This is a genomic window from Micromonospora sp. LZ34 (assembly GCF_052981855.1).
Window position 1 is genome coordinate 72,235 of the sequence record NZ_JBRIQN010000025.1, and the last position, 20,369, is coordinate 92,603.

Consider the following 20,369-nt stretch of genomic DNA (forward strand, 5'->3'; position numbering starts at 1 on the left):
GGCCTCGCCCACCGGCCCCCGGCGCAGCGCTTAGCATGCCCGAATGGGATCCGACTGCCTGTTCTGCCGCATCGTCGCCGGGGAGATCCCGGCCACCATCGTCCGGGAGACCGACACCATCCTCGCGTTCCGCGACGTCGACCCGAAGGCGCCGGTGCACGTGCTGGTCATCCCCAAGGAGCACTACGCCGACGTGGCCACGCTCGGCCAGGGCGACCCGGCGCTGGCCGGTGAGCTGCTCGCCACGGCCGCCGCGGTGGCCGAGGACGAGGGGCTGCTCGGCGACGGGTTCCGGCTGATGTTCAACACCGGGGCGTACGGCGGCCAGGAGGTCTTCCACGCGCACGCGCACCTGCTCGGCGGCGCGCCGCTCGGTCCGATGCTCTGCCGCTGACCGGTCACCGCCGGCGGGCGCCCCTCCTTACACTGCCCGGGTGACGGATGTGCGGGACCGCCTCGGGCGGATGGTGCGGCAGGTGCAGGCGCAGGCGCGGGTGCCGGCGGTGTCGGCGGCGCTGCACCGGGCCGACCGGGAACCGTGGACGTGCACGGTCGGCTGGACCGGCAACGACACCGCGCTCGATTCGGAGACCCGGTTCCGGATCGGCTCGGTCACCAAGACCTTCACCGCCGTGTTGACCCTCCAGTGCCGCGATGACGGCCTGCTCGACCTCGACGACCCGATCGGCCGCCACCTCGACCTGCCGGCGCACGGCGAGCTGACCGTGCGCCGGCTGCTCTCGCACACCGCCGGGCTGCAACGGGAGCCGTACGGCGACGTCTGGGACACCCTGCGTGCCCCGGACACCGAGCAACTCCTGGCCGACCTGGCCCGCGCCGAGCGGGTGCTGCCGCCGGGGCGCCGTTACCACTACTCCAACCTCGGCATGGCGCTGCTCGGCCGCCTGGTCGGCGAGCTGCGCGGCGGCACCTGGGCGGAGGTGCTGGCCGAGCGGGTGCTCACTCCGCTGGGGCTGACCCACACCACGGTGACCCCCGGCCGGCGGGCCGCCACGGGCTTTTTGGTCGACGCGTACTCCGACGAGGCGCACCCGGAGCCGCCGACCGACTTCGGCGCGGTCGGCCCGGCCGCCCAGCTCTGGAGCACCGCCGGGGACATGGCCCGGTGGGCCGCGTTCCTGGCCGATCCGGCGGCGCTCGACGCGGCCGGCCGGGTGCTCGCCCCGGCGACCCTGGACGAGATGCGCTGGCCGGTGACGGTCACCGACGAGACGCTCTGGGCCGGCGGCTTCGGGCTCGGGTTGATCCTGGTCCCGCAGGGCAAGCGGATCATGCACGTGGGGCACGACGGCGCGATGCCCGGTTTCCTGGCCGCCGTCTACGGCCGGCGGGGCGGCGACGGCACGTCCGGCGCGATGGGCGCCGCGGTGCTCGGCTCTTCCGGCACCGCGGCGGAGCTGTTCGACCTGCCGCACCGGCTGCTCGCCGCGGCGGTGGAGCACGACCCGGCCGAGATCGAGCCGTGGCGGCCGGGGGCGCCGGCCCCCGAGGCGGTACGCGGGCTGCTCGGCCGCTGGTGGGGCGAGGGCTTCGAGTACGTCTTCTCCTGGCACGACGGGGCCCTGCGGGCCCGGGGCGCCGACGACCCGCCGGGCAAGCCGCCGGCGATCTTCGCGCCGCTGCCGGACCGGCCGGACGTGTACCGCACGGTCTCCGGCCGGGAGGCCGGTGAGCTGCTCCGACTGACCCGTGACGAGCGCGGCACGGTGGTCCGGATGCACTGGGCGACGTACCGGTTCACCCGCACCCAGGAGACCTTCGAGCGGTACGACTTCCGCGCCGGGAGCTGATCCGGGGGCGGCGGAAATGGACGGGGTGCCACCCGGGTTGAACCGATACGATGGGTGTAACGTCCGCACGCCGCGCCAGCAGGGCCGGCGCCGATTCGAGAGCAGGTGGCGCAGGGCCCCTCGGCCCGATCTATGACCGGCACCCCACCTCCCGGCCCGCCCCGGGTGCAGACCAGGATCACGGTTCCCGATTCCAAGATCATGGTCAACCTGCTCGGCGCGGGTGACGAGATCCTGCGACTGGTCGAGCGCTCGGTGAACAGCGACGTGCACGTCCGGGGTAACGAGATCACGATCACCGGTGCCCCCGCGGACAACGCCATCGCCGAGCGACTCTTCAGTGAGCTGCTCGAACTCATCGAGAAAGGCGAGACTCTGACCACAGACGCCGTACGGCGTACCGTCGGCATGCTCGAGCAGGGCAGCGCCGAGCGGCCCGCCGAGGTCCTGACGCTCAACATCCTCTCCCGGCGCGGGCGCACCATCCGTCCCAAGACGCTGGGCCAGAAGCGCTACGTCGACGCGATCGACGCGCACACCATCGTCTTCGGCATCGGGCCCGCCGGCACCGGCAAGACCTACCTGGCGATGGCGAAGGCCGTCCAGGCGCTCCAGGCCAAGCAGGTCAACCGGATCATCCTCACCCGGCCGGCGGTCGAGGCGGGCGAGCGGCTCGGCTTCCTGCCCGGCACGCTGAACGAGAAGATCGACCCCTACCTGCGGCCGCTCTACGACGCGCTGCACGACATGCTCGACCCGGACTCGATCCCGAAGCTGATGGCGGCGGGCACGATCGAGGTCGCGCCGCTGGCGTACATGCGCGGCCGGACGCTCAACGACGCGTTCATCATCCTCGACGAGGCGCAGAACACCACGCCCGAGCAGATGAAGATGTTCCTCACCCGGCTCGGCTTCAACTCCAAGATCGTCGTCACCGGTGACGTCACCCAGGTGGACCTCCCCGGCGGTACGACCAGCGGCCTGCGGGTGGTCCGGGAGATCCTGGGCGGAGTCGAGGACGTGCACTTCGCCCAGCTCTCCAGCTCGGACGTGGTGCGGCACCGGCTGGTCGGGGAGATCGTCGACGCGTACGCCCGCTGGGACGCCGAGCGGGAGAACCAGCAGGCGCAGAGCGTGCACGCCGTGCCGGGGCGCACCGCCCAGGGCGGCCGGGCCGGCCGGCGCCGATAGACAGAGGAAGACACTTGTCCATCGAGATCGCCAACGAGTCCGGTGTCGAGGTCGACACCGACGCCGTGCTCGCCGTCGCCCGGCACGCCCTCGACGAGATGGGGGTCAACCCCCTCGCCGAGCTCTCCGTGCTGCTGGTCGACATCGACTACATGACCGAGCTCAACCACCGCTGGATGGGCGGTGACGGGCCGACCGACGTGCTCGCCTTCCCCATGGACGAGGGCAGCGTCGACCACGGGCCGGGCGAGGCCACCGCCGCCGGCGGCGAGCCCGCCCTGCTCGGTGACATCGTGCTCTGCCCCGAGGTGGCGGCCAAGCAGGCGGCCGCCGCCGGGCACTCCGCCGCCGACGAGCTGCACCTGCTGACCGTGCACGGGGTGCTGCACCTGCTCGGCTACGACCACGCCGAGCCGGAGGAGGAGCGGGAGATGTTCGCGCTCCAGGCCCGACTGCTGGCGAGCTGGCGGTCGACCCGATCCCGGTGATGTCCACTCCGCTACTGGCGGCCGGCGCCACCGCCGGCCTGCCCGACGCGCAACTGCTCGTCTTCGCCGCCGGGCTGGTCGTGCTCGCCGGCCTGATCGCGATGACCGAGGCCGCGCTGGCCGCGGTCTCCCCGGCCCGGGCCGCCGAACTGGCCCGCGACGGCGCTCGCGGCGCGCGTACCCTCCAGGCCGTCGCCGGTGACGTGGTCCGCCACCTCAACCTGCTGCTGCTGCTGCGGCTGCTCGCCGAACTGACCGCCACCACCCTGGTGGCCCTGGTCGCGGTGGACACCTTCGGCGCGGGCTGGCGGGCGGCACTGATCACCGCCGGCGCGATGACCGTGGTCAGCTTCGTCGTGGTCGGCGTCGGCCCACGCACCATCGGCCGGCAGCACGCGTACGCGGTCGGCCGGGCGGTCGCGCCGCTGGTGCGCTGGCTCGGGCGGGCGCTCAACCCGCTCGCCTCGCTGCTGATCCTGATCGGCAACGCGGTGACCCCGGGGCGCGGTTTCCGGGAGGGCCCGTTCGCCACGCAGGTGGAGCTGCGCGAGCTGGTCGACCTGGCCGAACAGCGCGGCGTGGTGGAGCACGGCGAACGCCAGATGATCCACTCGGTCTTCGCGCTCGGCGACACCATCGCCCGCGAGGTGATGGTCCCGCGCACGGAGATGGTCTGGATAGAGGGGAGTAAGACCCTCTCCCAGGCGCTGGCGCTCTTCCTGCGCTCCGGCTTTTCTCGGATCCCGGTCATCGGCGAGAGCGTCGACGACGTGCTCGGCGTGCTCTACCTCAAGGACCTGATCCGGCGCACCCAGGGCGGCGCGCCGGAGGACGGCCGGCTGCCGGTCGCCGAGCTGATGCGCCCGGCCACCTTCGTGCCCGAGTCCAAGCCGGTCGACGACCTGCTCTCCGAGATGCAGGCCGCCCGCAACCACCTGGTGATCGTCGTCGACGAGTACGGCGGCACCGGCGGGCTGGTCACCATCGAGGACATCCTGGAGGAGATCGTCGGCGAGATCACCGACGAGTACGATGTCGAGCGGCCGCCGGTCGAACGCCTGGAGGACGGGGCGGTGCGGGTCACCGCCCGGCTTCCGGTGGAGGACCTCGGCGAGCTGTTCGACACCGACCTGCCCGCCGACGAGGTGGAGACGGTCGGCGGGCTGCTCGCCCAGTCGCTGGGCCGGGTTCCGATACCGGGGGCGGAGGTCGAGGTGGCCGGCCTCCGGCTGGTCGCCGAGGGCACCACCGGCCGACGCAACCGGATCGACACGGTGCTGGTGCGGCGGGTGGAGTCGACCGGCGAGCCGGAGAGCCCGCGCCGGGGCGAGCACCCCGAGTCCCGGGGCAACCACAACCGATCCGAGGAGAGGCAACCCGCCGATGCCTGAGTCATCCGCCCTGCCGGCCGCCCGGCCGAGCCCGTCCGAGCCGGTCGAGCTGAGCGCCGAGGACGCCAAGCTGGTCGTGCTGGCCCGGGGCGCACGGGGCCGGGTGGGCGCCGTGGAGGGCGCGGCGGTCCGCGACCAGGACGGCCGGACGTACGCCGCGGCCAGCGTCGCGCTGCCCTCGCTGACGATCACCGCGCTCCAGTTGGCGGTCGCCTCGGCGGCGGCGGCCGGCGCCACCCGGCTGGAGGCGGCCGCGGTGGTGACAGAGGCGTCGACACTGGACGGCGCCGGGCACGCCGCGGTGCGTGACCTCTCCGCCGACGCGCCGGTGCACGTGGCCGCGCCGGACGGCACCGTCCTCGGCACGGTGACCGCGTGAGCGACCTGGCACCGCGTCCCTACCGGGCCGGGTTCGCCTGCTTCGTCGGCCGGCCCAACGCCGGCAAGTCGACGCTGACGAACGCGATCGTCGGGCAGAAGATCGCGATCACCTCGAACAAGCCGCAGACCACCCGGCACGTGATCCGGGCCGTGCTGCACCGCCCCGAGTCGCAGCTCGTCCTCGTCGACACCCCGGGTCTGCACCGCCCCCGTACGCTGCTCGGCGAGCGCCTCAACGACCTGGTCCGGCAGACCTGGAGCGAGGTCGACGTGATCGGCCTCTGCATCCCGGCCGACGAGCCGGTCGGCCGGGGCGACCGGTTCATCACCACCGAGCTGTCCGAGCTGAAGGCCACCGTGCTGGCGGTGGTGACCAAGACCGATCTGGTCGACCGCAAGCGGCTCGCCGAGCAGTTGCTCGCGGTCAGCGAGCTGGGCGACTTCGCCGAGGTGGTGCCGGTCAGCGCGGTATCCGGGCACCAGGTCGACACGCTGGTCGACGTGATGACCCGCTACCTGCCCGAGTCGCCCCAGCTCTACCCGGACGACATGCTCACCGACGACCCGGAGCAGGTGCTGGTCGCGGAGCTGATCCGGGAGGCCGCCCTGGAGGGCGTCCGCGACGAGCTGCCGCACTCCATCGCGGTGGTGGTCGAGGAGATGATCCCCGAGGGTCAGCTCACCAAGATCTACGCCGACGTCTACGTCGAGCGGCCCAGCCAGAAGGCGATCGTGCTCGGTCACCGGGCCAGCCGGCTCAAGGAGGTCGGCACCACCGCCCGCCGGCAGATCGAGGAACTGCTCGGCACCCGGGTCTACCTCGACCTGCACGTCCGGGTGGCCAAGGACTGGCAGCGGGACCCGAAGCAGCTGCGCAAGCTCGGCTTCTGACCGCCGGTCCGGCACCGGCCGTCGCTGGCCCGGGCGGACCGGGGTGCGCAGTGATCGGTACCGGTCGGGCATATGGGGAGTTTCACGTTCCGGTCGGGGCGCCGGCCGTTTGGCGGGGCCGCGGCGGAGGGTAGGGGGAGAGATCCCCCGCCCCCGGACCCCTGCGCAGGCTGATGCGAAACCGATACCTGGACCTGCTCCGCTTCCTGGCCATCGTTCGAGTCGTCGTCTACCACGTCACCGGGTGGGCCACCCTGACCCTGGTCTTCCCGGCCATGTCGGTGATGTTCGCGCTCGCCGGCTCGCTGATGGCCGCCTCGCTGCACCGCTGGGGTCCGGCCGCCGTCGGCCGCCGGCTGCGCCGCCTGCTGCCGTCGCTCTGGGTGGTCGCCGCGATCTTCGTCCCGGCCATGCTGCTCACCGGGATGCCGCTGAGCCCGAAGGTGCTGCTCTGGCTCTTCCCGGTCGCCGACCCGCCGGCCAACGACTGGGGCGCCCTCGCGCTGAGCGTGATCTGGTATCTGCGCGACTACCTCTGGTTCGTGCTCGCCTCGCCGGTGGCCCTCTGGCTCTTCCGGCGCGCCCCGGTGCCCACCCTGCTCGCCCCGTACGCCCTGCTCGCCGCCGTGGAGCTGGGCCTGTACCCGACGGCGCCGGTGGTGCTGCGCGAGTTCGGCCTCTACTTCGGCGCCTGGCTGCTCGGCTTCGCCCACCAGGCCGGCATGCTGCGCCGGCTGGCCAACCGGGTGCTGCTGCCGGTCGCGCTGGCCCTCGCCGCGGCCGGCGGCGCGTGGATCGTCACCCATCCGGGGCCGCGCGGTCTGGACCTCAACGACAACCACCTCGGCAACGCGCTCTGGTCGGCGGCCTTCGTGCTCGTCCTGCTGGGCCGGGGACCGGCCGGCGCGGCCTGGCTGGACCGGGTTCCCCGGTTCGGCCGGCTGGTGACCGTGCTCAACCGGCGGGCGTTGACCGTCTACCTCTGGCACATGCCGTTCGTGGTCGCGCTCACCCCGCTGGTCGACGTGGTCGGCTGGTCGCATCAGGACCCGCTCGGGCTGGCCATCCGGATCGCCCTGGTCTTCGCGCTGGTCGCGGCGGTGACCGCGCTGGTCGGCTGGGTGGAGGACGTGGCGGCCGGCCGGCCGCCGGAACTGGTCCCCGGCGGCCACCGACCCGTACGGGCGCCGGCCGGCCCGTCGCCCGCCTCCGGGGCGGCCCGGGCGCCGGTGGTGGCGCCGTCCAGCCCGCCGCCCGCCGGCGCCGCCTCGGTCGGCCCCGGCGCGCCGGCCGGCGTCCGGGCGGTCGTCCCGGCGCCGCGCGGCTTCGGCGAGCCGGAGACCGTGGAGCTCAGCGCTGGGCGACCCTGATGTTGCCGCTGCCGGTGCCCACGTCGATCACCAGCCGCGCGGTCGGGTCGTCGGGAACGGCGACGTGCACGTCGCCGGAGCCGGCGCTGGACCGGACCCGGTACGGACCGGCGGGCACGAGCAGGGTGACGTCCCCGCTGGAGGCGTGCGCCCGGGCCGAGGCCGCCGTGCTGAGCTCGAGGGTGACGTTGCCGGAGCTGGTCTCGGCGTCCACCTCGCCGCCGAGGCGGCGCGCGGAGATGTCCCCGGAGGAGGCGCGCAGGGTGGTCGGGGCGGCCACGTCGTCCACGTCGATGTTGCCGGAGCCGGTCTCGGCACGTACCGCGCCGGAGGCGCCGGTGACCCGGATGTTGCCCGAGCCGAGCTGGAACTCCACCGGGCCGACCCGGCTCAGGTCGACGTCGCCGGAGCCGGTCTCGCCCTGCACGGCGACCCCTTCCGGTGCGGTGATCTCGTAGGAGACGCTGCACCGGGAGCCGCAGTCGGCGTCCAGCACCAGCTCGCTGCCCTTGATCTCGTACCGGGCGTCGGGCTGGCCGCCCTGGTAGCGCACCACCCGCTTGATCCGCACCTCGCCGGCCGGACCGGAGGCCCGGATCACCACGTCGCCGGAGCCGGGCAGCACCCGGATCGTGGTGATCCGGGCCGCCTCGGTGTTGTCGAAGTCGAGCCGCCGGAAGGAGAGGTTGTCGCACCCGGCGAGGACGATGAGCGCGGCGGTCGCGGCGAGGGCGGCGGTGGTCCGGTGCAGTGCCATGCCGAGCACGCTACGGCCGATCCCCGGCACCACACATCCGGGTCAACCGACCGCGCACCCCGAACCGACCCTGATTTCCCACCCCGAGGGAGAATGGCCCGATGGCCGGGTACCGCCGACAGCTCTACCGCGACGACGCGGTGGTCCTGCGCGTGCAGAAGCTCGGCGAGTCCGACCGGATCATCACCCTGCTCACCCGCCGGCACGGCCGGCTGCGCGCGGTCGCCCGCGGCATCCGGCGCACCACCAGCAAGTTCGGCGCCCGGCTGGAGCCGTTCGGCCACGTCGACCTCCAGCTCGCCGGTGACCCGAAGGGCAACCACGGCAGTTCGCTGCACACTGTGAGCCAGGTCGAGGGGATCGACCTCTACGGCAAGCGCTTCCTCGGCGACTACCCGCGCTACACCGCCGCCAGTGCGATCGCCGAGACGGCCGAGCGGCTCACCCCGGTGGAGCGGGAGCCCTCGCTGCGGCTGTTCCAGCTCACCCTCGGCGCGCTGCGCGCGCTCGCCGACGGCAGCCACGCCACCACCCTGGTGCTCGACGCCTACCTGCTGCGCGGGATGGCGCTGGCCGGCTGGGCGCCGGCGTTGACCGCCTGCGCGGTCTGCGGCACCCCCGGGCGGCACCGGGCGTTCTCCGTACCAGCCGGGGGCGCGGTCTGCCCGGACTGCCGGCCGCCCGGCGCCGCCCACCCCGCCCCGGCCACCATTGACCTGATGTCCGCGCTGACCAGCGGCGACTGGCGGGTCGCCGACGCCACCGAGACCGGCGTACGCCGGGAGTGCAGCGGCCTGGTCGCGGCGCACCTGCAGTGGCACCTGGAGCGCGCGCTACGCTCGCTGCCGCTGGTCGACCGGGGCGCCCCGGTGCCCGGCGCGGAAGGCGCGAGCAGGGAGAAGAGCGAGTGATCCGATCGATGAGGGGCGGCCGGCGCGAGCCGGTGCCGCCGACACCGCACCCCTCGGGCGCCCGGCCGCCGGCGCTGCCCCGGGAGGCGCTGCCCCGGCACGTCGCCGTGGTGATGGACGGCAACGGCCGGTGGGCCAAGGAGCGCGGGCTGCCCCGCACCAAGGGCCACGAGGCGGGGGAGTTCTCCCTCTTCGACACCATCGAGGGCGCCATCGAGCTGGGCATCCCCTACCTGTCGGCGTACGCCTTCTCGACGGAGAACTGGCGGCGCTCGCCGGATGAGGTCCGCTTCCTCATGGGCTTCAACCGGGACGTCATCCGCCGCCGCCGCGACCAGCTGGTCGACCTCGGCGTCCGGGTGGTCTGGTCCGGCCGGGCCGGGCGGCTGTGGAAGAGCGTGATCTCGGAGCTGCAGACCGCCGAGGAGATGTCCCGCGGCAACTCCACGCTGACCCTGCAGTTCTGCGTCAACTACGGCGGGCAGGCCGAGATCGCCGACGCCGCCGCGGCGATCGCCCGGGACGCGGCCGCGGGCCGGCTCGACCCGGCGAAGGTCACCGAGAAGACGGTGGCGAAGTACCTCTACCACCCGGAGGTCCCCGAGGTGGACCTCTTCCTCCGCCCCTCCGGCGAGCAGCGGATCTCCAACTACCTGCTCTGGCAGACCGCGTACGCCGAACTGGTCTTCCTGGACACGCTCTGGCCGGACTTCGACCGCCGCCACCTCTGGTACGCCTGCGAGCTGTACGCGCAGCGGGACCGGCGCTTCGGCGGCGCGCTACCCAACCCGGTCGCCCCGCCGAGCTGAGGCCGCAGGCTTACCCGACCGTCACGCTGGGTATCAATCCGGTCAGCAGCCACTGACGGAGGTGAACCCACATGATCCAGAAGCGCATTGCCCAGTGGGCGCTGATGGCGATCGCGGTGCCGCTGGCGGCGGCCGGCGTGCGCCGGATCAGCCACACGCTGGAGGCCCGCCGTGGCCCGTCCGGGGTCACCCGCCTGCTCACCAAGGGCGCCGACCTGCTCCGCCCGCAGAAGACCAAGCGTCGCCGCTTCTTCTGACCCCGTCGGCCAGCGCCGCCCCGACCCGTCGGCGGTCACGCGGTGGTGGTGCACCGTGAGAGCCGTCCACCGGACGGACCACCCACCACACCCGCATGATCGACTGATCGGGTCGGGGTTCGGGGTTTCGGGGTGGGCGGGGGCGAGGGTGCCTAGGATCGGACGTGGGGGCAGGGGCATGCCCCGGACCGCGTCGAGCCTCGGGGGGTGGGGATGCGGGATCTCCGGTTCAAAATGATCATGGCGCTGAACGCCGCCGACCTCGGTGACCCGATCTGCGACCAGGTGGCCGAGATCTGCGCCGAGATCGCCGAGCAGCACTGCGCCGAACTCGGCCACGCGCCCCGGCTGCGCTCCGGCGAGATCGCCGAGCTGGCCACCGGCGAACCGGCCCTGACCTGGGCGCCCGCGCCCACCGACACCGGGCAGCGTGCCTGGTGACCGCGCCCGACAGCGGGCCCGCCGGTGCGCCGCCGGCACCGGGCGGCAGGCCGGTGACCCGGTGACCGGGGCCGCGCCGGCGGTGGACGTCCGCCGGGCCGACGACCGCTTCGCCACCCGGATCTCCTGGCTCGACTCGAAGCACTCGTTCTCGTTCTCCCGGCACTACGACCCGGCCAACACCCACCACGGCCTGCTGCTGGTCAACAACGACGACGTGGTGCGCCCGGGCGCCGGGTTCGAGACCCACCCGCACCAGGACATGGAGATCGTCACCTGGGTGCTGCGCGGGTCGCTGGTGCACCAGGACTCGACCGGGCACTCCGGGGTGATCTACCCCGGGCTGGCCCAGCGGATGAGCGCCGGCACCGGCATCCTGCACTCGGAGAAGAACGACGCCTGGCGGCTCGACGGCCGGGACCCGCACACCGACCCGGTCCACTTCGTGCAGATGTGGGTGCTGCCCGACACCGAGGGCGTCGAGCCCGGCTACGAGCAGTTGGAGATCGACGACCAGGTGCTCCGCGGTGGCCTGGTGCCGGTGGCGTCCGGGATGGACCGGTACGACGGGGCGTCGGCGATCCGGATCCGCAACCGGTACGCCACCCTGCACGCCGCCCGGCTCACCCCGGGCGACGAGGTGACCCTGCCGGACGCGCCCTTCGTGCACCTCTACGTGCCGGTCGGCGCGGCGACCCTGGAGGGCAGCGGCCTGCTCGGCACCGGCGACGCCGCCCGCCTCACCGGCACCGGCGGGCAGCGCCTGACCGCCACCGAGCCCGCCGAGATCCTGGTCTGGGAAATGCACGCCACCCTCGCCTGACGACCCCCGCCCCGCCCCGCGTGGGGCGGGACGGGACGGGGCGGGTCAAGCCTCCACTTCGGAGCGGTCGCCGGCCCAGAGGGTGTGGAAGGTGCCCTCGCGGTCCACCCGGTGGTAGGTGTGCGCGCCGAAGTTGTCCCGCAGCCCCTGGATCAGCGCGGCCGGCAGCCGCTCGGCCCGCAGCGCGTCGAAGTACGCCAGCGAGGACGCGAACGCGGGCGCCGGCACCCCGGCCCGGGCCGCCTCGGCCACCACCCGCCGCCAGCTCGGCACGCCGTCGTTGACGGTGTCCGCGAACCAGGGCGCGACCAGCAGCGTGGGCAGCTCCGGCTGCTCGTCGTACGCCTGCCGGATGCGGTCCAGGAAGCGGGCCCGGATGATGCAGCCGCCCCGCCAGATGGTCGCCGTGCCACCGAGGTCGATGCCCCAGTCGTACTCCCGGCTGCCGGCGCGGATCTGGTCGAAGCCCTGCGCGTACGCGACGATCTTGCTGGCCAGCAGCGCCCGCCGGACGTCCTCGACGAACGCGTCCCGGTCGGTGACCTGCCACTTCTTCTCACCGGCGTCCGGGAACGCCCGGCGGGCCACCGCCCGCTGGTCGGCGTGGCCGGACAGCGACCGGGCGAAGGTCGCCTCGGCGATGCCGGTGATCGGGATGCCCAGGTCGAGCGCGCTCTGCACGGTCCAGCGGCCGGTGCCCTTCTGCTCGGCCCGGTCGAGCACGACGTCGACGAACGCCCGCCCGGTGGCCGCGTCCCGGTGCCCCAGCACGTCGGCGGTGATCTCGATGAGGAAGGACTCCAGCTCGCCGGAGTTCCAGTCGCGGAAGATCTGCGCGAGTTCCGCCGGCTCGGCGCCCAGCCCGGCCCGGAGCAGGTCGTACGCCTCGGCGATGAGCTGCATGTCGGCGTACTCGATGCCGTTGTGCACCATCTTGACGAAGTGCCCGGCGCCGTCCGGGCCGATGTGCCGGCAGCACGGGACCCCGTCCACCTGGGCCGCGATCTTCTCGAAGATCGGCCCGAGCTTGCGGTAGGACTCGGCGGAGCCGCCGGGCATGATGCTCGGCCCCAGCAGCGCGCCCTCCTCGCCGCCGGAGACGCCGGTGCCGACGAAGTGCAGCCCGTGGCCGCGCAGCGCCTCCTCCCGACGCCGGGTGTCGGCGAAGTGCGCGTTGCCGCAGTCGACCACGATGTCGCCCGCGTCCAACAGCGGGACCAACTCGTCGATCACCGCGTCGGTGGGGCCGCCCGCCTTGACCATGACGATCACCGCGCGGGGGCGTTCCAGCGCGGCCACGAAGTCGGCCATCGACTCGGCCGGCACGAACGTCCCCTCGTCGCCGTGCTCCGCGACCAGGCTGCGGGTGCGCTCCGGCGAGCGGTTGTGCACCGCCACGGTGAAGCCGTTGCGGGCCAGGTTGCGGGCCAGGTTCCGGCCCATCACCGCCAGCCCGGTCACCCCGATCTGCGCCGTCGCCTGTTCGGCCATCCGTCCGCCACCTTCCGCCGTCGACACCTGCCGTTGCGACCGTATCGCGGCGCGGACGACCGGCGGGCCGGACATCGACAGCGGGTGACCACGACGTCGCGGCGTGCGCCCGACGGGGCGCGCAGGTCGCCGCGGCGCCGCGGCGCGCCTCGCAGTCAGCCTTCGGCGAGGCGCGCCTCGACGTGGGCGACCTTGCTGGTGAGCGCGTCGGTCACGCCGGGGCGGAGGTCGGCCTTGAGCACCACGCTGACCCGGGGCGCCCGCGCGGCGACCGTGTCGACCGCCCGCTTCACCACCGCCATCACCTCGTCCCACTCGCCCTCGACGGTGGTGAACATGGCGTCGGTGCGGTTGGGCAGGCCGGACTCCCGGACCACCCGGACCGCCTCGGCGACCAGGTCGCCCACGGACTCGCCGACGCCGAGCGGAGTGACGGAGAACGCGATCAGCATGCCGTCGATGGTGCCAGTAATTCGGCTGCGCGGGTCCGGGTGGGCGGCTAGGGTGTGGTCATGCGCAAGTGACGCCCCACCTCCGAGCCGGCCCCCGCCCATGTGCGCGGGCCGTGTGCTCCCGGGCGTCCGCATCCCACCTGCCGCTGCGCGGCGGTGCTTGCCGTGGCCGATCCCGGGACCAGTCCCATACCGTCCGACCGCGGCTGTCTCGTCAGCGCGGTCCTCAGCAGACGACCGGTCCGGCCAGCGGACGCGGTGACCGACCCGGTCGCCGCACCGCACCGGCCGGTCCGCAGACAAGGAGGCCCGGATGCCCGCCAGGCGCAACCCGAAGAAGTCGCGTACACCTCAGCCCACGGCAACTGTCGCGGACCTGACGCCGGCCGACCTCGACCAGGTGACGGTCGTACCGGCCGTGCCACCGCTGCCGGTCGACCCCACGGCCGCGGCGGCGCCTCGGCCGGCCGCACCGACTGCCGGCCCGTCGGTCGCCCGGGGCCGGTCCGCCGCCGGGCGGGGCAGCCAGCGGGCCGGTCAGGCCCGCCGGTACGCCTTCCGGCGCAGCTGACCGGTCCGGCGGAGGCGGGTGCGGTCGCCGTCGTGGCGGCGGCCGCACCCGCGTTCCTCAGTGGTCGGCGCAGCAGGGCGTCGGGTCCGGCACCTCGAACGGGGCGACGCCCCCCGCGCTGCGCGGCGTGGCCACCAGCACCAACTCACCGGCACGCCACTGTGGCCGGACGAAGTCGCGGGTGTGCAGCGGCGTCTCCGGCCCGGGCGGCGCACCGCCCCCGAGCACCACGACCCGCTCGATCGCGCTCGCCGCGAGCAGGTCGGCGACGGTGAGCGTGCCGACCATCCGGTCCGAGCCCGGGTAGTGCACCGCCCGGCCCGACCGGCGGGCGGCGTGCTCGCCCGCCGCCCGTCGCGCCGCCGCCCGCAACCCGGGCGGGCTGTCGGGGAGACCGGCCAGCCGGTCCGGGGCCGCCGCCACGGTGAGCGCCACGTGCGGGTACGGCGTGGCGACCAGGTGGGTGCACGCGACCAGGTCCGGCAGGCCGAGTGGCGCGACGTGACCGGCGAGCCAGTGCTCTGCCTCCCGGACCGTCCGATGACCCAGGCTGAGGCCGAGGATCACTGCGGCAGCACCCAGATCGGGTTGGCGTAGAACCAGAGGTCCTCTCACGGGTCGGCCGCTCCGGCGACGTCCAGCGCCGGGCCGGACGGGTCGACCGCCGCGCCCATCAGGCCGGGCTGGCCGCGCTTGCCGTCGGTACCCCGGATCCGCAGGTAGAACGGCTCGTCCACCCGGCCGAAGGAATAGCTGAACTGTGTTAATCGGCGTGGCCCGGTGGCCGGCCGTTCGACCGGGTGGTCAGCCGATCAGCGGGCGGAAGGTGCCGAGGAGGACGCTGACCGTCAGGGCCGCGGCGGCCAGGGCGGCTGCTCCGGCGACCAGCAGGGCGTCGGCGGGGCCGAAGTGCTGCCGCCGGGCGACCGTCCGGGGCGTGCCCGCGTCGAAGCCCCGGGCGTCCATCGCCACCGCCAGTCGGGTGCCGTGCCGGATCGCCCCGACCAGCAGCGCGAACGCGGTCGAGACGAAGAGCCGCAGCTTCGCCAGCGGGTTCCGGCCGGCGTCCACCCCGCGCGCTCGCCGCGCCAGGGTGATCATCTGCCACTCCTGGCCGAGCAGCGGCACCAGCCGGAACGCGGCCAGCGCCCCGATGGCGAAGCGGGCCGGTGCCTTCGCGTTCTGGATCAGCGCGTCGGCCAGGTCGGTCGGGTCGGTGGTGGCGAAGACGATCACGCCGGGCAGCGCCACCGCGAACATCCGCAGCACCAGGCCCAGCGCGGTGAGCAGCACCCCGGAGGTGACCACCGCTGGACCGGCCTCGACCAGCACCCGGCCGGACCGCTCGGCGGCGAAGAGCACCAGGGTGACCAGGATGCCGACCGCGCCGAGCAGCAGCGGCCAGGCCCGCCGGGCGAGCACCCGGTAGCGGACCCCGAACAGCGGCAGCACCGCCAGTTCGGCCGCGACGGCGATCGCCGGGGCCACCGGGTCCAGGGTGGCGATCATGATGAACGAGAAGACCAGCGCCGCGGCGAGCTTGGCGACCGGGTTGCGCCGGGCCAGCGGGGCGTCCGGTGCGGCGACCGGCTCGAGCGTGATCACGGGCGGTCCGGGGCGCCGGGCCGGCCGACCGGTGCGGCGACGGGGGGTGTGCCGGTCACGGGCGGTCCAGCAGGAGCGTCCGGTCGGCCAGCGCGGCCACGAACTCCGCGTCGTGGGTCACCGTGACCAGGCCGTGCCCGGCGTCGCGCAGTTCGGCGAAGAGGTCCACCAGCTCCAGCCAGGTCCGCCGGTCCTGGCCGAAGGTGGGCTCGTCGCAGATCAGCAGGCGGGGCGCGGTGGCCAGCGCGGTCGCCACGCTCAGCCGCCGCGCCTCGCCGCCGGAGAGGGTGTACGGGTTGGCGCCGGCCAGCTTCTCCAGCCGGAGCCGGGACAGCAGCGCGTCCACGGTGGCGCGTACCGCCGGCTCGGGCGCGCCGGTGCGGCGCGGGCCCAGCGCCAGCTCGTCGAAGACCGTGCCGGTGACGAACTGGTGCTCGGGATCCTGGAAGACCGAGCCGATCCGGCGGGCCAGCGCCGGGGCGCGCCACCGGTGCGGGGGAGTGCGGGCGTCCGCGCCGGCCAGCGCCGGGGTCGCGGTCACCGTGCCGGCGCCGGGGCGGAGCAGCCCGCCGAGCAGCAAGGCCAGGGTGGACTTGCCGGCCCCGTTCGGGCCGAGCACGGCGAGCGCCTCGCCGGCGCGTACCGCCAGGTCGGTGGGGGCCAGCCGGGGCGGCAGGCCGAGCCGGTCGGCGGTGAGCAGCACGTCGCCGGCCGGGGTGGTGGCCCGCCGCGGCGGCACCGGACGGCCCGGCACCCAGACACCCTCGGCGGCGAGCGCGTCGCCGTGCGCGCCGAACACCGCCTCCGGGGTGCCGTCGGCGCGGACGCCGCCCCCGGGTGCCAGCACCACCACCCGGTCGACCAGCGGCAGCGCCTCGGCGACCCGGTGTTCGACCAGGATCAGCGTGGTGTCGGCGTCCAACGCCCCGGCGACCGCGGCGCGGACCAGCGCGGCGCCGGCCGGGTCGAGGTTGGCGGTCGGCTCGTCGAGCAGCAGCAGCCCGGGGCGCAGGGCGAGCACCCCGGCCAGGGCGAGCCGCTGCTGCTCACCGCCGGAGAGCGCGGCGGTGGGCCGGTCCCGGTGGTACGGGAAGCCGACCCGGCCCAGCGCCTCGTCCACCCGGGGCCAGATCTCCCCGGCGGGCACCCCGCGGTTCTCCAGCCCGAACGCGACGTCGTCGCCGCAGCGGGCCATCACCAGTTGGGACTCCGGGTCCTGGAAGACGATGCCGACCTGCTCCCGGCCCTTGCGTGGGTCGAGCCCGTCGATCTCGACGGTGCCCTCCTGCTCGCCGGAATCCTCGGGCAGCAGCCCGGCCAGCGCGGCGAGCAGGGTGCTCTTGCCGGCCCCGGAGGGCCCGAGCAGCAGCACCCGCTCGCCGCTCTCCACCCGCAGGTCGAGCTCGCGCACCGCCCACGCCCGCCGCCCGGCGTGCCGCCACCCGAACCCCCGCACCTGCACCGCACTCACGCCACCACCCCCGGTGACCCGGCGTTGACCATGAAGTTGTCGGCGCGACACGCCGGCGCGGTCGACAACAACGTCATGATCAACGAGGTGGGGCGGGGGCGGGGCACGGAGGTCAGACCAGGGTGCGGTCGCGGGCGGCGGGGAAGCGGTCCAGGGCGCCGGTGCCGGCCAGCGCGCGGGTCAGGTACCACCCGCCGGCGCCGGCGATGATCGTGGCGCTGACCACGGTCAGCAGCGCGTACGGGATCCGGTAGCTGCCCAGCGCGTAGTCGACGTTCCAGACGAAGAAGTCGAACAGCGCCGCGCCGAGGCCGGTCAGCGCGCCGGCGAGCAGCGCGGTCGGCAGCCGGAACGAGCGGTAGCGGAAGGCGGCGAAGGCCAGCTCGGCGCCGAGGCCCTGGATCAGGCCCTGGACGATGGTGATGCCGCCCCACTCCGAGCCGAGCAGCGCGGAGATCGTCGCGGCGACCGCCTCGCAGAACAGCGCCGCGCCGGGCTTGCGGATGACCAGGCCACCGAGCACCGCCGGCACCAGCCAGACGCCGTACATGACTGCCTGGCCGGCCGGGAAGAACGTGAAGGCCGGGTCGACGGCGCGCCAGAGCAGGCCCCAGGCCCAGAAGATGACGCCGAAGGCAACCGCGATCACGGCGGCGACGACGATGTCGATGGTGCGCCACCGGCTGGTGGCGGGGGTGTGGTTCATGTGTGCTCCCAGTCCTGACCGCGAACCAGGAGAAGACGCACGCCGCGCCCGGTGTCCCGGACGGCGGCGCGGCTGGAGGTCGACCGAACTCCCTGCGCTGGCATTACCCAGATCAGGTTCGAGGGTCTGCGGAAGGTGCCCGCACTCTCAGCGCTGTGCGCTCCCCTGTCGGATGTGAAGTTGTCCCGGCAGACGCTAGCACCGATGGCGCCGCCGGGACGAGCGGCCCGCGCCGGCTGGGTAGGCTGCCGATCATGCGCATCGACGCCCGAGGGCTGGAGTTCGAGGTACGCGTCGGCGGCCCGGAGGGCGGCGAACCCGTGCTCCTGCTGCACGGCTTCCCGCAGCACGGCGGGGAGTGGGACGACGTGGTCCCGGCGCTGCACGCCGCGGGGCTGCGCACGTACGCGCCGGACCAGCGCGGCTACTCGCCCGGCGCGCGGCCGGCGGAGGTCGAGGCGTACCGGATGGCGGAACTCGTCGCCGACGCGGTGGCCCTGCTGGACGCCCTCGGGCTGCCCGCCGCGCACGTGGTCGGCCACGACTGGGGCGCGCTGGTCGGCTGGGAGTTGGCGGTCCGGCATCCGGAGCGGGTGCGCACGCTGACCGCGGTCTCCGTGCCGCACCCGGCCGCCATGGCGTACGCGCTGGCCAACGACCCGCAGCAGAAGGTGCGCTCGGCGTACATCGTGCTCTTCCGGCAGCCGGGCAAGGCGGAGACGGTGCTGCTGGGCCTGGACGCCGCCGCGCTGCGCCGGCTGCTCGGTGGGGTCGGCGACGCCGCCCGGGTGGCCGGGTACGCGGAGCCGATGCGCCGGCCGGGCGCGCTGACCGCCGCGCTGAACTGGTACCGGGCGATGCCCTCGCGGGCGGGGCTGGCCGGGACCGGCCCGGTGACCGTGCCGACCACCTTCGTCTGGAGCGACCGGGACGTGGCGATCGGCCGCACCGCCGCCGAGGCGTGCGCCGCGCAGGTGACCGGGGACTACCGCTTCGTGGAACTGCCCGGGGTGAGCCACTGGATCCCGGACGAGGCGCCCGCGCCGCTGGCCGAGGCGATCCTGGCCCGGGTACGCGGACTGGCCTGACGGCGCCGGACGCCGAGGGTGGAGGCACGGATGGACGGAGGAGACATGACGGTGAGCGCCGACGAGTACCTGGCCGTGGTGACCGAGACGGTGGGTCGGGTCGCCGCCAGCCAGCGCGAGGCGGTCGGTCGGGCGGCCGACCTGATTGCCGATGCGGTGCGCGCGGACGGCGTGGTGCACGCCTTCGGCACCGGCCACTCGGAGGCGCTGGCGATGGAGATCGCCGGCCGGGCCGGCGGGCTGGTGCCGACCAACCGGATCGCGCTGCGCGACCTGGTGCTGCTCGGCGGTGAGCCGGTCGGCCTGCTCGGGCCGACCCTGGAGCGGGATCCGTCGGTTGCGCACCGGCTCTACGACCTGGCCCCGGTTCGCCCCGGGGACGTTTTCGTGCTGGCCTCCAACTCCGGGGTGAACGGCGCGATGGTGGAGTTCGCGTCCCTGGTCAAGGAGAAGGGGCACGCCCTGGTGGCGATCACCTCGGCGCAGCACTCCGCCCGGATGACCTCGCGCCACCCGTCCGGCCGAAAGCTCGCCGACTTCGCCGACGTGGTGCTCGACAACGGCGCCCCGTACGGCGACGCCACCCTGCCGCTGCCGGGCGGCGGCGCGGTCGGCGCGGTCTCCTCGATCACCGCGGCGCTGCTGGCCCAGCAGATCACGGTCGAGGTGGTGGCCCGGCTGCTGGCGGCGGGGGAGACGCCCCCGGTCTACCTGTCGGCCAACATCGCCGGGGGCGACGAGCACAACCACACGCTGGAGGCCCGCTACGCCGGCCGGATCCGTCGCGGCGCCTGAGCCGCGGCGCCGCGACCGGTCGTGAGCCGGTTTCGCGACAGGTGCGTCGGGGCATCAGCGTTGCTGCCGGCGGGCGGGAGTCCGCCGGCAGTACCGTCTCAGCGGAGGTAGCGCGTGTCGAAGGAAACCGAGAAGCAGCGCTGGCAGCGCAACTTCGCCGACCTGCTCCAGGAGTTGCGGGTCGCCCAGACCGGTGTGCAGATCCTCTTCGCCTTCCTGCTCACCCTGCCGTTCAGCAACGGGTTCGGCAGCACCAGCGGGTTCCAGAAGGACGTCTACATCGTCTCGTTGCTGGCGGCGGCGGCCGCGACCGCGATGATCATCTCTCCGGTGGCCTTCCACCGGGCGCTGTTCCGGCAGGGGCGCAAGCCGGAACTGGTCCGGTTCGCGCACCGGATGGCCAGCGCGGGCCTCGCCTTCATGCTGATCTCGATGGTCAGCGCGGTCCTGCTGATCACCGACTTCGTGCTGGACCGGAGCATCGCGCTGGTGCTCAGCGCCGTCACCGGGCTCTGGTTCCTCACCTTCTGGGTGCTCCTGCCGTTCGCCCGGCGCAACTGGGGCGAGGACGACATCGACGACGAGGACGACGCCCCGCGGACCGTCTCCGGCGACTGAACGGCGTCGAGAGAACTCGATCTTTACGGAACGCTACCCCTGGGTAACACC

General features: G+C 74.2%; 25 protein-coding genes and 1 riboswitch. Of the genes, 17 read left to right on the forward strand and 8 right to left on the reverse strand.

Annotation, left to right across the window (positions count from 1 at the left end; genetic code table 11):
• The first annotated feature begins 43 nt into the window (after positions 1 to 43).
• The 8 genes from ACVCAH_RS24165 to ACVCAH_RS24200 all read left to right on the forward strand — a co-directional run bounded on the left by ACVCAH_RS24165 (position 44) and on the right by ACVCAH_RS24200 (position 7,523).
• Positions 44 to 394, forward strand: a complete 351-nt coding sequence (locus ACVCAH_RS24165) for a histidine triad nucleotide-binding protein (protein ID WP_447138472.1) — start codon at positions 44 to 46, stop codon at positions 392 to 394.
• A 40-nt stretch (positions 395 to 434) separates the two neighbouring features.
• The gene (locus ACVCAH_RS24170) at positions 435 to 1,811 is read left to right on the forward strand and encodes a serine hydrolase domain-containing protein (protein WP_447138473.1); all 1,377 of its coding nucleotides are present in this window, start codon (positions 435 to 437) and stop codon (positions 1,809 to 1,811) included.
• A 132-nt stretch (positions 1,812 to 1,943) separates the two neighbouring features.
• Entirely contained in the window at positions 1,944 to 3,002 is a 1,059-nt protein-coding gene (locus ACVCAH_RS24175; RefSeq protein WP_447138474.1) for a PhoH family protein, read from the forward strand.
• Positions 3,003 to 3,016: 14 nt separating this feature from the next.
• A complete protein-coding gene (ybeY, locus tag ACVCAH_RS24180) occupies positions 3,017 to 3,490 on the forward strand; it encodes an rRNA maturation RNase YbeY (RefSeq protein ID WP_447138475.1) in 474 nt (157 codons plus the stop codon).
• Positions 3,466 to 4,881 carry a hemolysin family protein gene (locus ACVCAH_RS24185; protein WP_447138516.1) on the forward strand — a complete coding sequence of 472 codons (1,416 nt, stop codon included), beginning with the start codon at positions 3,466 to 3,468 and terminating at the stop codon, positions 4,879 to 4,881. Before ybeY ends, ACVCAH_RS24185 begins: the two co-directional genes overlap by 25 nt.
• Positions 4,874 to 5,260 carry a cytidine deaminase gene (locus ACVCAH_RS24190; RefSeq protein ID WP_447138476.1) on the forward strand — a complete coding sequence of 129 codons (387 nt, stop codon included), beginning with the start codon at positions 4,874 to 4,876 and terminating at the stop codon, positions 5,258 to 5,260. Before ACVCAH_RS24185 ends, ACVCAH_RS24190 begins: the two co-directional genes overlap by 8 nt.
• Positions 5,257 to 6,153 (forward strand): GTPase Era, encoded by an 897-nt coding sequence (gene era / locus ACVCAH_RS24195; protein WP_447138477.1) that lies wholly within the window; start codon positions 5,257 to 5,259, stop codon positions 6,151 to 6,153. The genes ACVCAH_RS24190 and era overlap by 4 nt, the downstream gene beginning before the upstream one ends.
• A gap of 173 nt (positions 6,154 to 6,326) precedes the next feature.
• Positions 6,327 to 7,523 (forward strand): acyltransferase family protein, encoded by a 1,197-nt coding sequence (locus ACVCAH_RS24200; RefSeq protein WP_447138478.1) that lies wholly within the window; start codon positions 6,327 to 6,329, stop codon positions 7,521 to 7,523.
• Here the strand turns inward: ACVCAH_RS24200 and ACVCAH_RS24205 are convergent.
• On the reverse strand, positions 7,504 to 8,280 hold the full coding sequence (locus ACVCAH_RS24205; protein WP_447138479.1) for a DUF4097 family beta strand repeat-containing protein: 777 nt from the start codon (positions 8,278 to 8,280) through the stop codon (positions 7,504 to 7,506). The two genes, ACVCAH_RS24200 and ACVCAH_RS24205, sit on opposite strands and share 20 nt — an antisense overlap.
• Positions 8,281 to 8,381: 101 nt before the next feature.
• Here ACVCAH_RS24205 and recO point away from each other — a divergent pair, with 101 nt between their 5' ends.
• The 5 genes from recO to ACVCAH_RS24230 all read left to right on the forward strand — a co-directional run bounded on the left by recO (position 8,382) and on the right by ACVCAH_RS24230 (position 11,521).
• Entirely contained in the window at positions 8,382 to 9,191 is an 810-nt protein-coding gene (recO, locus tag ACVCAH_RS24210) for a DNA repair protein RecO (protein WP_447138480.1), read from the forward strand.
• An 8-nt stretch (positions 9,192 to 9,199) separates the two neighbouring features.
• Entirely contained in the window at positions 9,200 to 10,000 is an 801-nt protein-coding gene (locus ACVCAH_RS24215) for an isoprenyl transferase (RefSeq protein ID WP_447138517.1), read from the forward strand.
• 71 nt (positions 10,001 to 10,071) lie between these two features.
• Positions 10,072 to 10,257, forward strand: coding sequence for a hypothetical protein (locus tag ACVCAH_RS24220; protein ID WP_447138481.1), 186 nt, complete (start codon positions 10,072 to 10,074; stop codon positions 10,255 to 10,257).
• Between the two features lie 213 nt (positions 10,258 to 10,470).
• Positions 10,471 to 10,698, forward strand: a complete 228-nt coding sequence (locus tag ACVCAH_RS24225; protein ID WP_447138482.1) for a thioredoxin reductase — start codon at positions 10,471 to 10,473, stop codon at positions 10,696 to 10,698.
• Positions 10,688 to 11,521 carry a pirin family protein gene (locus ACVCAH_RS24230; RefSeq protein ID WP_447138483.1) on the forward strand — a complete coding sequence of 278 codons (834 nt, stop codon included), beginning with the start codon at positions 10,688 to 10,690 and terminating at the stop codon, positions 11,519 to 11,521. The genes ACVCAH_RS24225 and ACVCAH_RS24230 overlap by 11 nt, the downstream gene beginning before the upstream one ends.
• Before the next feature lie 45 nt (positions 11,522 to 11,566).
• Here the strand turns inward: ACVCAH_RS24230 and gndA are convergent, their stop codons facing one another.
• Both gndA and ACVCAH_RS24240 read right to left on the reverse strand, forming a co-directional pair.
• Positions 11,567 to 13,012, reverse strand: coding sequence for an NADP-dependent phosphogluconate dehydrogenase (gene gndA / locus ACVCAH_RS24235; RefSeq protein WP_447138484.1), 1,446 nt, complete (start codon positions 13,010 to 13,012; stop codon positions 11,567 to 11,569).
• 155 nt (positions 13,013 to 13,167) lie between these two features.
• Entirely contained in the window at positions 13,168 to 13,464 is a 297-nt protein-coding gene (locus ACVCAH_RS24240; protein WP_447138485.1) for an MTH1187 family thiamine-binding protein, read from the reverse strand.
• A 313-nt stretch (positions 13,465 to 13,777) separates the two neighbouring features.
• On the opposite strand from ACVCAH_RS24240, the gene ACVCAH_RS24245 reads away from it, so the two are divergent.
• A complete protein-coding gene (locus tag ACVCAH_RS24245; protein WP_447138486.1) occupies positions 13,778 to 14,035 on the forward strand; it encodes a hypothetical protein in 258 nt (85 codons plus the stop codon).
• Positions 14,036 to 14,092: 57 nt separating this feature from the next.
• On the opposite strand, the gene ACVCAH_RS24250 is transcribed toward ACVCAH_RS24245, so the two are convergent.
• The 5 genes from ACVCAH_RS24250 to ACVCAH_RS24270 all read right to left on the reverse strand — a co-directional run bounded on the left by ACVCAH_RS24250 (position 14,093) and on the right by ACVCAH_RS24270 (position 17,817).
• A complete protein-coding gene (locus tag ACVCAH_RS24250; RefSeq protein ID WP_447138487.1) occupies positions 14,093 to 14,602 on the reverse strand; it encodes a hypothetical protein in 510 nt (169 codons plus the stop codon).
• A gap of 44 nt (positions 14,603 to 14,646) precedes the next feature.
• Positions 14,647 to 14,772 (reverse strand): hypothetical protein, encoded by a 126-nt coding sequence (locus ACVCAH_RS24255; RefSeq protein WP_447138488.1) that lies wholly within the window; start codon positions 14,770 to 14,772, stop codon positions 14,647 to 14,649.
• A gap of 67 nt (positions 14,773 to 14,839) precedes the next feature.
• Positions 14,840 to 15,640 carry an energy-coupling factor transporter transmembrane component T family protein gene (locus tag ACVCAH_RS24260; protein WP_447138489.1) on the reverse strand — a complete coding sequence of 267 codons (801 nt, stop codon included), beginning with the start codon at positions 15,638 to 15,640 and terminating at the stop codon, positions 14,840 to 14,842.
• A 55-nt stretch (positions 15,641 to 15,695) separates the two neighbouring features.
• Entirely contained in the window at positions 15,696 to 17,111 is a 1,416-nt protein-coding gene (locus tag ACVCAH_RS24265; protein WP_447138490.1) for an ABC transporter ATP-binding protein, read from the reverse strand.
• Positions 17,112 to 17,223: 112 nt separating this feature from the next.
• Entirely contained in the window at positions 17,224 to 17,817 is a 594-nt protein-coding gene (locus ACVCAH_RS24270; protein WP_447138491.1) for an ECF transporter S component, read from the reverse strand.
• Between the two features lie 71 nt (positions 17,818 to 17,888).
• A riboswitch (TPP riboswitch) is annotated at positions 17,889 to 17,994 on the reverse strand.
• Between the two features lie 77 nt (positions 17,995 to 18,071).
• On the opposite strand from ACVCAH_RS24270, the gene ACVCAH_RS24275 reads away from it, so the two are divergent.
• The 3 genes from ACVCAH_RS24275 (at position 18,072) to ACVCAH_RS24285 (ending at position 20,318) form a co-directional block, all read left to right on the forward strand.
• Positions 18,072 to 18,905, forward strand: a complete 834-nt coding sequence (locus tag ACVCAH_RS24275) for an alpha/beta fold hydrolase (RefSeq protein ID WP_447138492.1) — start codon at positions 18,072 to 18,074, stop codon at positions 18,903 to 18,905.
• A 45-nt stretch (positions 18,906 to 18,950) separates the two neighbouring features.
• Positions 18,951 to 19,700 (forward strand): sugar isomerase domain-containing protein, encoded by a 750-nt coding sequence (locus ACVCAH_RS24280; protein ID WP_447138518.1) that lies wholly within the window; start codon positions 18,951 to 18,953, stop codon positions 19,698 to 19,700.
• A gap of 114 nt (positions 19,701 to 19,814) precedes the next feature.
• Positions 19,815 to 20,318: a DUF6328 family protein gene (locus tag ACVCAH_RS24285; protein ID WP_447138493.1), complete on the forward strand. Its 504-nt coding sequence runs from the start codon at positions 19,815 to 19,817 to the stop codon at positions 20,316 to 20,318.
• Positions 20,319 to 20,369: the final 51 nt, after the last annotated feature.

What these genes read in the sequence shown, in the direction of transcription:
- ACVCAH_RS24165 (WP_447138472.1), top strand. Translation starts at nt 44, where the DNA reads ATGGGATCCGACTGCCTGTTCTGCCGCATCGTCGCCGGGGAGATCCCG.
- ACVCAH_RS24175 (WP_447138474.1), top strand. Translation starts at nt 1,944, where the DNA reads ATGACCGGCACCCCACCTCCCGGCCCGCCCCGGGTGCAGACCAGGATC.
- ACVCAH_RS24190 (WP_447138476.1), top strand. Translation starts at nt 4,874, where the DNA reads ATGCCTGAGTCATCCGCCCTGCCGGCCGCCCGGCCGAGCCCGTCCGAG.
- ACVCAH_RS24200 (WP_447138478.1), top strand. Translation starts at nt 6,327, where the DNA reads ATGCGAAACCGATACCTGGACCTGCTCCGCTTCCTGGCCATCGTTCGA.
- ACVCAH_RS24205 (WP_447138479.1), bottom strand. Translation starts at nt 8,280, where the DNA reads ATGGCACTGCACCGGACCACCGCCGCCCTCGCCGCGACCGCCGCGCTC.
- recO (WP_447138480.1), top strand. Translation starts at nt 8,382, where the DNA reads ATGGCCGGGTACCGCCGACAGCTCTACCGCGACGACGCGGTGGTCCTG.
- ACVCAH_RS24215 (WP_447138517.1), top strand. Translation starts at nt 9,200, where the DNA reads ATGAGGGGCGGCCGGCGCGAGCCGGTGCCGCCGACACCGCACCCCTCG.
- ACVCAH_RS24220 (WP_447138481.1), top strand. Translation starts at nt 10,072, where the DNA reads ATGATCCAGAAGCGCATTGCCCAGTGGGCGCTGATGGCGATCGCGGTG.
- ACVCAH_RS24225 (WP_447138482.1), top strand. Translation starts at nt 10,471, where the DNA reads ATGCGGGATCTCCGGTTCAAAATGATCATGGCGCTGAACGCCGCCGAC.
- gndA (WP_447138484.1), bottom strand. Translation starts at nt 13,012, where the DNA reads ATGGCCGAACAGGCGACGGCGCAGATCGGGGTGACCGGGCTGGCGGTG.
- ACVCAH_RS24240 (WP_447138485.1), bottom strand. Translation starts at nt 13,464, where the DNA reads ATGCTGATCGCGTTCTCCGTCACTCCGCTCGGCGTCGGCGAGTCCGTG.
- ACVCAH_RS24245 (WP_447138486.1), top strand. Translation starts at nt 13,778, where the DNA reads ATGCCCGCCAGGCGCAACCCGAAGAAGTCGCGTACACCTCAGCCCACG.
- ACVCAH_RS24270 (WP_447138491.1), bottom strand. Translation starts at nt 17,817, where the DNA reads ATGAACCACACCCCCGCCACCAGCCGGTGGCGCACCATCGACATCGTC.
- ACVCAH_RS24275 (WP_447138492.1), top strand. Translation starts at nt 18,072, where the DNA reads ATGCGCATCGACGCCCGAGGGCTGGAGTTCGAGGTACGCGTCGGCGGC.
- ACVCAH_RS24280 (WP_447138518.1), top strand. Translation starts at nt 18,951, where the DNA reads ATGACGGTGAGCGCCGACGAGTACCTGGCCGTGGTGACCGAGACGGTG.